11 protein-coding genes and 2 pseudogenes are annotated in these 9,869 nt (G+C 68.1%); 10 read left to right on the top strand and 3 right to left on the bottom strand.

All coding sequences use genetic code 11. The annotated features are described in order from the left end of the window. The first annotated feature begins 245 nt into the window (after positions 1-245). On the top strand, positions 246-650 hold the full coding sequence (locus IEZ17_RS25175) for a nuclear transport factor 2 family protein (protein WP_189303782.1): 405 nt from the start codon (positions 246-248) through the stop codon (positions 648-650). A 165-nt stretch (positions 651-815) separates the two neighbouring features. Continuing rightward, entirely contained in the window at positions 816-1,682 is an 867-nt protein-coding gene (locus IEZ17_RS25170) for an ABC transporter substrate-binding protein (RefSeq protein WP_189303781.1), read from the top strand. Here the strand turns inward: IEZ17_RS25170 and IEZ17_RS25165 are convergent. Continuing rightward, positions 1,679-1,864: pseudogene (locus IEZ17_RS25165) on the bottom strand (IS982 family transposase); the annotation flags it as partial. The gene IEZ17_RS25170 and the pseudogene IEZ17_RS25165 overlap by 4 nt on opposite strands. Before the next feature lie 274 nt (positions 1,865-2,138). Here IEZ17_RS25165 and IEZ17_RS25160 point away from each other — a divergent pair. The 6 genes from IEZ17_RS25160 (at position 2,139) to IEZ17_RS25135 (ending at position 7,901) form a co-directional block, all read left to right on the top strand. Next, on the top strand, positions 2,139-2,432 hold the full coding sequence (locus tag IEZ17_RS25160; protein WP_189303776.1) for a muconolactone Delta-isomerase family protein: 294 nt from the start codon (positions 2,139-2,141) through the stop codon (positions 2,430-2,432). A 158-nt stretch (positions 2,433-2,590) separates the two neighbouring features. Continuing rightward, positions 2,591-3,481, top strand: a complete 891-nt coding sequence (locus tag IEZ17_RS25155; protein WP_189303774.1) for an NAD(P)H-binding protein — start codon at positions 2,591-2,593, stop codon at positions 3,479-3,481. A 122-nt stretch (positions 3,482-3,603) separates the two neighbouring features. Continuing rightward, on the top strand, positions 3,604-4,977 hold the full coding sequence (locus tag IEZ17_RS25150; RefSeq protein WP_189303772.1) for an IS1380 family transposase: 1,374 nt from the start codon (positions 3,604-3,606) through the stop codon (positions 4,975-4,977). Between the two features lie 555 nt (positions 4,978-5,532). Continuing rightward, complete coding sequence (locus tag IEZ17_RS42810) at positions 5,533-5,982, top strand: hypothetical protein (RefSeq protein WP_229852618.1); 450 nt, start codon at positions 5,533-5,535, stop codon at positions 5,980-5,982. A gap of 272 nt (positions 5,983-6,254) precedes the next feature. Next, positions 6,255-6,407, top strand: a complete 153-nt coding sequence (locus tag IEZ17_RS25140) for a peptide deformylase (protein ID WP_229852617.1) — start codon at positions 6,255-6,257, stop codon at positions 6,405-6,407. 732 nt (positions 6,408-7,139) lie between these two features. Continuing rightward, positions 7,140-7,901 (top strand): hypothetical protein, encoded by a 762-nt coding sequence (locus IEZ17_RS25135; protein ID WP_189303768.1) that lies wholly within the window; start codon positions 7,140-7,142, stop codon positions 7,899-7,901. A 115-nt stretch (positions 7,902-8,016) separates the two neighbouring features. Here the strand turns inward: IEZ17_RS25135 and IEZ17_RS25130 are convergent, their stop codons facing one another. Both IEZ17_RS25130 and IEZ17_RS25125 read right to left on the bottom strand, forming a co-directional pair. Beyond that, complete coding sequence (locus tag IEZ17_RS25130; RefSeq protein ID WP_229852616.1) at positions 8,017-8,343, bottom strand: winged helix-turn-helix domain-containing protein; 327 nt, start codon at positions 8,341-8,343, stop codon at positions 8,017-8,019. Further along, the gene (locus IEZ17_RS25125; protein WP_189303766.1) at positions 8,340-8,828 is read right to left on the bottom strand and encodes a hypothetical protein; all 489 of its coding nucleotides are present in this window, start codon (positions 8,826-8,828) and stop codon (positions 8,340-8,342) included. Before IEZ17_RS25125 ends, IEZ17_RS25130 begins: the two co-directional genes overlap by 4 nt. 128 nt (positions 8,829-8,956) lie before the next feature. Between IEZ17_RS25125 and IEZ17_RS25120 the strand changes: the two genes are divergently transcribed. Both IEZ17_RS25120 and IEZ17_RS44570 read left to right on the top strand, forming a co-directional pair. Next, positions 8,957-9,391: a hypothetical protein gene (locus tag IEZ17_RS25120; protein WP_189303765.1), complete on the top strand. Its 435-nt coding sequence runs from the start codon at positions 8,957-8,959 to the stop codon at positions 9,389-9,391. 202 nt (positions 9,392-9,593) lie between these two features. Then, positions 9,594-9,866, top strand: a pseudogene (locus IEZ17_RS44570) (DUF6207 family protein); the annotation flags it as partial. Positions 9,867-9,869: the final 3 nt, after the last annotated feature.

Genomic DNA, 9,869 nt, shown 5'->3' with positions numbered 1-9,869 from the left:
AGATCCTGCCACCCACCAGCAACGACGCCCTCACCCACTATCACGCACCAACTCGTTAGAACTCCCAACTGAATGGCTCGAAGATGAGGTGAGCCGGGTGGCGACCACTCGACGCCGTTGCCACGTTGACGGCTGCCGCCCTCCGATCCGGCCAAAGGGAGGACCTGGCTACCCAGGCCCGGCTTGCCCCGGGCCGGCTGTGGGCCGGAGTGCCTAGGCTGTCACCGCTACGGAAGGGCGGTGCCATGGATGCTGACTCCCGAACCAGGGCCGCGATCGAGGAGCATTGGCGGGCCTCGGAACGCGGGAACACCGAAGCCGAGCACGCCATCTACGCCACGGACGCGATCCTGGACTACCCGCAGTCAGGCGAGCGGTTCCGGGGCCGAGCGGCAATCTTGGCGCAGCGCGGCGGGCACCCGGCCGAGCGGCACTTCGCCGTCCAGCGGATCACCGGCCATGCGAATCTGTGGGTGAGTGAATGCGTCATCACCTACGGCGGTGTGCCTTCGTATTCGGTGAGCATCATGGAATTCGCTGACCAGCACGTGGTGCACGAGACGCAGTACTTCGCCGACCCCTTCGGCGCGCCGGCCCGGCGGGCCGCGCTCGCGGAGCCGATGCCGGGCCGGACCATCGCCGGAGCCTGATTCTTGGGCTTGCTCGGGCCGGCCGGGTGACCCGGCACCACGGCCGCGGTCAGCAGCGGCATGTCCATGTTCTCCCCCTGTCCTGCGCGCACGGGGCCGTAGCGTCCCGGTCCGGCCGACGGCCGGACCGCATTCGGCACATCGTCACCCCATAGGAAGACGTTCATGCACATGATCGATCTCGCCTACGTCGGGCGGGGCCCGCACGAGGAACTGGTCACCTACATCGCTGACCAGCAGGACTTCTACGCCGACGAGGGCGTCCACGTCGCACTGCGCGACGGCTGCACCTGGGACGCGGAGCGGCTGCGCCGCGGCGCAGTCATCGGACTCGGCCGAACATTGCTGTCCCGGCTGAACGATGGCATCCCCTGGGTCGCGCTGAATGTCAACACCGCCCACCCGCTGTTCTGGTTCCTCGCCCGTTCCGGCCTGGCCTCCCTGGCCGACCTGGCCGGCCAACGGCTGGCGGTAACCCCTCCTCACACCGGCCCCGGGGTTTTCACCCGGATCATTCTGCGTCAGGCCGGTCTCGACCCGGACCGCGACGTGCAGAGCATCGTCCGCTGGCCCGGCGACTACAGCATGGACCTGCGCCGGCTGCGCAACGGGAGTATCGACGCCGCCATGGTCGGTGACACCATGGCACCGGAGGCGATCGCCGCCGAGCTCGGCTGGCAGTTGCTGGCCTTTGTCGGCGACCACTTCCAGATTCCCACCGTAGGCGTTGCTGTCGACCCCACCTACACCGACCCGGAGGACCCCGCGGTCCAGGCGGTCGTACGAGCCCACCGGCGCGCCCTGCAGGCGATCCACAACGACCCCGACACCACGGTGCGGTACTTGCAGACCTTCCTCGGCCGACACACCGCAGACGAAGTCCGAGCGCACTACGAGAAGTTCATCGCACCGTATTTCACCACCGACGGCCAAACCGACCTCGCCGCCGCAGACACCGCGATCACCACGGTCGCCGCCGAACTCGGCGTCCCCGCCACCTTCACCGCAGCCGAGTTCTACCGCACCGTTTAGTCGTCGAAGGCAGTCAGTGAGCGGCTGACCACCTGGCCGGCCTGGAAGATGCACCACACCGCGGCGGCAAGTGCCCCGACACGCTGGGCCACACCTACGACGGCACCCTGCATGGCGCGTGCTCCGTGGTGTTGCAGGTCGAGGGGCACTTTCGCAGTGTCGTCTACCGACGCGATGAGCTCCGGATCGGCCGGGACCCACAGGATAGGCATTCCGGCCGGGACGCATACCAGGGACGGCAGGTCTCCGGCATACCGGTCGCCGCGACCCGATCGCCCCCGAACCGGTCGAAGATGCAGTCGCAGACCTCCAGGCGGCAGGCGCACTCCACATAGCGGCCTGTTTGCATGCGGGCAGAACCGACTCTTCCGGCCCCCTCAGGGCTCCTCGCAAACGGTCGCGAAGCCCTGCGTCCCCCGAAGAAACAGGCCCGAAGAAACAAGAGAGGAAGAGACCATGAAGGAGTTCCTGGTCGAGCTGACCGCCCGTGTGCCCGAGGGGACCGACCAAGCAGAAGTCGACCGGCGCCGCGCCGCCGAAGCTGTGCGAGCCAAGGAGCTCGCCGCCGAAGGTCACTTGTTCCGGCTGTGGCGCCCGGTCGGGGAGGATCGTGTCATCGGCGTGTGGCGCGCCGACGACGAGGCGGAGTTGCGTGAGAAGGTCCTCGGAAGCCTGCCCCTGTGGCCTTGGGCGACGGCGGTGATCACCGCCCTGCAGCCGCACCCCAACGATCCGGACCTGACCGGATGAGTCTTCCGGTGCGGCACCTCACTGCCACCGCTCGCTGTGCCGATCAGGACCACCGCACTGAAGCGGGAGTCCATGCGTTGAGGTTGAGAAACCGTTCGCTTACCGAATCGGAGACAGGGGTTCCGCGACCGACAGCGGCCCCGGACGGAGGGAAACCCATGTCTGAGAAGATCCATGCCACGGTGGCAGTCACCGGGGTGACTGGGGCGCTGGGCGGCCGGATCGCGGCCCGACTCGCGGGCCACGGCGTCCCCCAGCTCCTCGTCGGACGCAGCCCCGATCGCATGCCCGAACTGCCAGGCGCCCAGCGGCGCGGTCCGGCCGCCTACGCCGATGCCGACGCCATGCGCAAGGCGCTCGAGGGCGCGTCGACCCTCATCCTGGTCTCCGGACACCGCACAGGGCGCCGGCTGGAGGAACACGCCACCGCAGTCGAGGCCGCGATCGCGGTCGGCGTGGACCGGGTCCTGTACGTATCTCTCGTCGGCGCAGCGCCCGCCGCCACCTACACCAACGCCCGCGACCAGTGGCTGACCGAACAGTTCCTGGCAGGGGCCGGGATCCGCCACACGGTGCTCCGGGCGGGCTTCTACACCTCGACGCCGGCCGCCCTCGCCAACGAGGAGTTCGTCGTGAGCGGCCCCGCGAGCACCGGCCGGGCCGCCTTCGTCACCCACGAGGACATCGCCGACGTGATCACGGCCGTCGCCCTCGACGAGGGTCCCTGCTCCGAGCACGACGGCGCGACCCTTGAGATCACGGGGCCCGAGGCCCTGACCCTCGACGAAGCGGTCACCAGGATCGCCGCAGCCACCGGCCGGCCCTACCGCTTCGAACCCGAGACCCTCGAGGACGCCTTCACACGGCGATGGCGACTGGGCATGAGCGGGGAACAGATCGAGACCTGGATCTCGTGGTACCAGGCGATCGAGAGGGGCGAGATTTCCGTGGTCACCGATGTCGTCCCCCGGCTCACCGGCTCACCAGCGACCCCGATCTCGGACGCAGCCTGGTGGCCCGCGCCGAAGACAGCGCGCGGTACCCGCTGATCTCGCGCTTTGACGAAGCGGGCTGTCCGGCCACTGATCAAGAAAGCAGAAAGTGCCTCTGACCAGTGAGAATGAGGATTGCTGAGGTCTTTGTTCCCGCCGCCGTCGGAGGCACTTCCCAGGTGAAGAAGCGTATCGGGTCCTACCCGCGTGTCCGCGTCGAGGCCGGCGGGGCAGTGGTCTCGCGGGCGGGAGCCGTGCTGCTGGTCGACACGGTCCGCAAGACCGGGCTGGACCAGGCGATATCGGCGGCGCTGTCGCCGTGGCGCAAGCCCCGTGCGGTGCACGATCCGGGTAAAGTCCTGCTGGATGTGGCAGTCGCGGTCGCACTCGGCGGAGACTGCCTTGCTGACGTGGGAATTGTGCGGGCCGAACCGGGCGTGTTCGGGCCGGTGGCATCCGATCCGACCGTCTCCCGTCTCATCGACACCCTCGCCACGGCGGGAGACAAGGCCCTGGCGGCAGTCCGCTCGGCACGCGCTGAGGTCCGTGAATACGTATGGAAGTTGGCCGGTGTCTCGGCGCCGAATGCCGGCGGACAGGTGATCGTCGATCTGGATGGGGTGCTCGTTCTTGCGCACTCCGAGAAGCAGGACGCCGCCGCGACGTGGAAGAAGACGTTCGGGCACCACCCGCTGATGGGCTTCGTCGACCACGGAGCGGGCGGCAGCGGAGAGCCGGTCGCGGGCCTGCTGCGGCCGGGCAACGCGGGCAGTAACACCGCCGCCGACCACATCACCACCGCCGGGCTCGCGCTGGCCCAGCTGCCGAAGAAGTACCGGCGCGGACGCCAGACACTGATCCGCTGTGATTCGGGCGGTGGCACCCATGAGTTCGTGGCCTGGCTGACGAAGCGTGGCCGGTGGCTGTCGTACTCGGTCGGGATGACCATCACCGACGCCATCCACCAGGCCGTCCTCAAGGTTCCCGCGTCCGCCTGGACGGTGGCCGTCGAGCCCGACGGCGAGGTCCGCGACGGTGCCTGGGTGGCCGAGCTGGACGGCGACGTGCTCAAAGACTGGCCCAAGGGCATGCGGCTGATCGTCCGCAAAGAACGCCCCCATCCCGGCGCCCAGCTGCGCTTCACCGACGCCGACGGGATGCGGCTGACTTGCTTCGCCACCAACACCAACAACACACCGATCGCCGCACTGGGGCTACGGCACCGCCAACGTGCCCGCGCCGAGGACCGCATCCGCGCCGCCCGCGCCACCGGCCTACGCAACCTCCCCTTCCACGACAGTGCGCAGAACCGGATCTGGCTGGAGATCGTCCAGATCGCCCTCGACCTGCTCGCCTGGATGCCGATGCTCGCCCTGACCGGCCATACCCGTAGATGGGAACCCCGCCGCCTGCGCCTGCGACTCTTCTCCGCCGCGGCCCAACTCGTCACCACCGCCCGCCGCCGGTACCTAAGATTCGCGGCCCACTGGCCCTGGACCCACCTCATCACGGACGCGACCGAACGGCTCCACGCCCTCCCGAACCCTGGCTGACCAGCAGATCCACCCGTCCCGACGAGCCCGAACCAGCCCTCCGGAACCGTGGAACCCGGCGCCCCCCGACGCGACAGCCGGGCCCTCACCCTGCCCAACAAGCCGAAACGGCCCGCCAGATGAACCAACGAGCCGTCACGAAAGATCGAGGCTAGCTCCAGCACCTCCCTCACCCTGCACCTCGATGCCTACATCGGCCAGGAGCGGCACTCCTTCCCCGAGCACTGCCTGAGTCGTCTGCTGCCCGCAGCTCCCGCACCTGGCAGCGGCGACGACCTGTCCGGGATCCCCGGCCTGCGGGTGAGTGGCATCGAGGCCCGCGGCCGGCATCTGCGACTGCACATGCTGGATGGCCTCGGGCGAGCAGCGAGTCTCGTGCTCGCTCTTCCCAGTGGGCTGCCGGAAGGCTGGGAGGAAGTCGAGCGCCGGCACCGTCACTGGTGCGAAGGCAACGGTGTGCGGCCGCTTTGGAGGACCCCGGGACTCGATCTCGTGGAATCCGCCTATCTCACTGCCTTTCCCAGTCTCGAACGCTCGCGAGCCAGGCGGGCCGCGGTGGGAAGTGCCCTGCTACGGCGTATTGCTCTCTTCCATACCGTCAGCGCCGTCTACCGCGTCCAGTGCTGGGTCGACGGCGACAGCTGGAAGATCGACGCCCGCACCGCCCATCCTCGTGCCCGTTGGCACGACCAGCTGCTGCAGCAGCTGTGCCACCCGCGATGGGGCCTGCCGGTGAACGTGTCCCACCGGTTCTGCCGCTGCGCTGAACCGTACGCCCCCTATCAGTGGGGGCACACCTGCTCCTTCTACTTCGACGGCCACAACACCGGCGTGGACGACACCCTCTACCTACGCGTCCACGCGAGCCCTGAAGGGCGCGACTTCGACCGGCAGATCGAGACGCTGCGCCAGACCGGCGCATCAGAAGACTGGATGGCTCGGGCCTTTCCCCGGTGCGCGATCCAGCACCACGATCAGCACTATCAGGCCGAACGACTGCGGTAGTGGCACGTTCGCTCACCGCCTGGGAGAAGGCCGCTGATGCCTGGACCGGACTTGCCGCCGGCGGCGGCGCGCATGACCGCGGAAGCGTTGCTCAGCCGGTGGCCCACCGGCGCGCAGAAGGTGGAGCTTCTCCACGGCGTGCTCGTCTTCGTCGGCGACTTCGGCGAGCGTGACCGACCGTACGGGGACCGGCGGGGCCACGGTCGGACCCCGCGTCCCGCGCCCCCAGGGGAGGAACAGGGTCAGCGCAGCCAGGACCTGCCCCAGGCCGGGTGTACGAACGCGGCCTCGCCCGCCTCATCCACCACGAGATCGACCATCTCGACGGGCTGCTGTACACCGCCCGCATGCGGACCGGCATCGATCCGATCCCGGTGGAGGAGTACCGGCAATCCGGCCGAGCCTGGGTGTACGAGGGGCCCTGACCAGATCCAGCGGCGCCGGCACCATGCACGCGCTGCAAGCGCACAAATTCCCTACTGAGAACGGCTGTTGAGCCGTTCCAACAGCTCCATATTCCGCCCGCGGCGACGTATCCGCTGCGAACGAGCGGGCGTTCTAAGGCCGACATAGCCAGGAATCCGTCTAGGTCACCGAACTTGAAGTGGAGAATACCTGCGAATCCTGTGGAACTGCGGCCGCGCCACGTGCGCGGCGACTGTCAACGGACATTGCTCACAACGCTGTGCGGCAACTTCCGCAGTATTCCAAGCCCGCATTGCGGCACCAACCACGAAGCCGAGGCAGAGGGTGATGACGTAGAAACTACGCAGCTTGTCGCAGGATCCGGAAGGCGATGAAGAGCGGAGTAGCTCCCGCAATGACCGTTTTAGTGGCGAAGTAAGCGGGGTGAGAAAAGGGCGATGAGCCGAGATGTCGCTTACCCCGTCGATCGTTTGGATCGTTCAAAACTCGTGTGTTGGCTTCACGGCACCGACCGGCCGCGACCTGTGAAAAAGGGCCGGCGGTATGGAAATTGGGGGAAGAAGACGGGGGCTCGGCTTTGCTTGCAGGCTTCACGCCGGTACTCCGCTATGCCCTCTTCCCTCGGCATTGCGTCAAGGAATAGCGGGGAAGAATCTGTGCGTAGAACAAGGTGGAGTGTTCCGACGGTCGCTGCTGTGGTCGCCTCGGGGTTCTCGACGGTAGCTGCGGGGGTGGCGATGACGATGGTGCTTACCGTCGGGAGTGGGGCCGGTGCGAGTGCTCCGACGGGCACCGGGTCGGTGCCTGCAGTCGCGGGGCAAGCGGCTGCGGCGGTCCAGGTGGCTGGGAATGACAAGGCGGCGCGGAACTTCAAGGACGCGTTGCAGCAGTTCCGCAAGGACCATGCAGCGGCCCCGGCGAAGGTCAAGGCCGACGCTGTGGCGCGGGTGAAGAAGGAGATAGCCTCCGGTCAGCTGGCGACGCACTTGCCCGAGGGCGCGCACCTGGCGATCGAGCGCGCTCGCGCAGTCGTCGGACCGGACGGTACTCTCCTGGCGATCCCCATCCAAGGTGCGGGACTGCTTGCCGCGAGCGGCCTGACGGTGCAGATCGGCAAGGACGGTGCGCTGCACAGCAACGAGTCGCAGTTCAAGCCCACGGGACCGAATTCCGGGGTGCTGACGGCCTGGAAGGACGGAGTTCTCACGCAGCACGTGAGCGCCTCGGGTAACGGCTCGTCGTCCCCGGCGACCGGTCCTGTGCCGAAGCCGACCTCGGGTGGTCACATCCTGCAGGCGGATTTCACTTCGGGTGGTCACATCCAGCAGGCATCGGGTTACTGGGACGACGTTAAGAAATGCCTGGATGACAACGGGGTTCCCGGCTGGGTCCAGGGGCTCATCGCGGCGCCCTGCTTTGCCGCGGGGCCTGCGTGCGCGGCGGCCCTGTCCTTGTACTACAGCAACCTCGTAGCGACCTGCCTGGGCATGTAGCTGTTCGATCAGACGCTGCCGGGCACCTCAAGAATTCGAGGTGCCCGGCAGCCCTCTGTGCGGATGAGGCGCAGTCACGGCTCCCGCACGATCGCTACTTTCGCGTACGCGGTAGTCAGGCGTCCGGGTTGGTGTCCTGGTCAGGTTCACGCTGGAGTAGCCGCTGCAGTGCCGCGACGTGTCGGCCGTAGCGGGCCTGGCCCAGCGGGGTCATGCGGAACCAGGTGCACGGGCGCCGCCCGATCCCACCCTTGCGGATCTCGATGTGGCCCGCGTCCTCCAAGGCGCGGCTGTGCTTAGAGACCATCGAATCGCTCAGCCCCGTCGTCTCCCGGACCGTGCGGAACTCTACCCACTGCGGGCCTGCGGCCAGCAGCGCACAGATCGACAGCTTCGGCAGCTGATGGATCACGGGGTCCAGCCCCACGGATGTGTCGGTCACCGCCGCTGGCCCCCAGTCAGGATGTCGCCACGGATCCCTGCAGCCATCCAGGTCAGGAGGAACGCGATCACGCCTCCGGCGACCACCGCGACCACGACGGCCGCCCATGCGGCGCTGCTCGACGAATCGCTCAGCCAGCCAAGCCCGAACACCACCGCCAAACTGCCCAGGCACGCCAGGACGAACGCGGGGAAGCGTCGACGCAACGACGGATACACCGTGAACAGCGACACATCCTGCCGATTCGTCCCACACCGCACGGAGAACACCACGATCAATGCCGTGAACAGCAGACCGCCGATCTGGCCGTACGGCAGGTCCGGAATACCCAAGTGCCGGTAACCGACCGCCGGGAACGCACTGCTGACCGCAAGCGCCCAGGACACCGCGATCAGCACCGGAAACCACCAGCCCAACCGAATCCGCGCAGCCGCGGCCTGGCGCTGACGGGTCACAACGTCCATGCCCGCCTGGTACTCGTCCATCCACTCACTCCCGCACGCAAAGTCACTTTCCAAGTGGGAACTACTTTCTAGGCTCATATTTGGCAACCCGAGCATGAAGAGCCCCAGTGGCGGCGTCGTTGCCATGGGCCACAAACCCGACCTCAGCGGTGGCCTTCGACGGTGCCGACCTTGTGCTCGACGACGCCCACGAGCTTGAGGGCGCGCAGGAGCAGGCGGACGTTGAGTGCCATCCGCTGGGTGCGGAGGGAGAGCGCGCGCAACAGTGGCCGCTGTCGATCCCGGGCGGCGAGCCGGCCTGGGTGGAGGCCGGTCGCTGCCTGCGCCTGTCCCCCCCGCAACCGCGCCCTGGCCCACCTCGCCGCGGCGACCTGGCTCCCTACGGAGACCCGCACCACTACGCCCACTCCGCCCACCCCAGCGTGCGCTGGAACTACCTGCCCGCCCTCGAACGCCACCTTGGCGAACCGCACTTCACGCCCGACAGTCTGGTCCTGGGCCCCGGCTCCGCCGCCCGCCGGCACTTCACCGCGCTCCAGGACGCCGCCCCCGCGTCAGTTCCGCGGCCCGCACCGGCCACCTGACCACCCCACGACGAAGGCTGCCCGGACCTGACCGCCGATCCGGTTCGCGAAGTCGTCGCGTACTGCCGAGACCGCTGCCCCGCCCACCTGGTGACGCCTAATCTGCACGCCCTGCCCCCTTGATCACTGGTTTGGCTTGCAGCGTAGGCGTGGGGTCGGACACTGTGCCGTTGGGGACGGCAGTATCGCCCCGCATGCTTACATGTCAGGATCCGTTGCCCTCGGTCACCCACAAGGGTGGTGCTGCAGGCGACGGCGAACTGCGGCCGACCACCGTGTCGTGGGTGGAGACATGGACGAACGCATCGACGAGCAGCACCTTGGCGAACCCGGCCTGCTGGTACTCGACATCGCCGCCGCTGATGAGGCAACCGCCCAGGCCGCGATAACGGACCTGGATGCGCTGTGGATGACCTCCGGAGTCGCCCGCGTGCGACGCGTGCCCGGAGAGCCGGGCGTCCGGGCCCGCGTATACGCG

Origin of the sequence: Streptomyces albospinus (genome assembly GCF_014648695.1) — a bacterium.
GTDB lineage: Bacteria > Actinomycetota > Actinomycetes > Streptomycetales > Streptomycetaceae > Streptomyces > Streptomyces albospinus.
This window is presented reverse-complemented; position numbering and strand designations above follow the sequence as displayed.

Coding starts and splice junctions, on each gene's coding strand:
- IEZ17_RS25175 (WP_189303782.1), top strand. CDS start 246: ATGGATGCTGACTCCCGAACCAGGGCCGCGATCGAGGAGCATTGGCGG.
- IEZ17_RS25170 (WP_189303781.1), top strand. CDS start 816: ATGCACATGATCGATCTCGCCTACGTCGGGCGGGGCCCGCACGAGGAA.
- IEZ17_RS25160 (WP_189303776.1), top strand. CDS start 2,139: ATGAAGGAGTTCCTGGTCGAGCTGACCGCCCGTGTGCCCGAGGGGACC.
- IEZ17_RS25155 (WP_189303774.1), top strand. CDS start 2,591: ATGTCTGAGAAGATCCATGCCACGGTGGCAGTCACCGGGGTGACTGGG.
- IEZ17_RS25125 (WP_189303766.1), bottom strand. CDS start 8,828: ATGGACGAGTACCAGGCGGGCATGGACGTTGTGACCCGTCAGCGCCAG.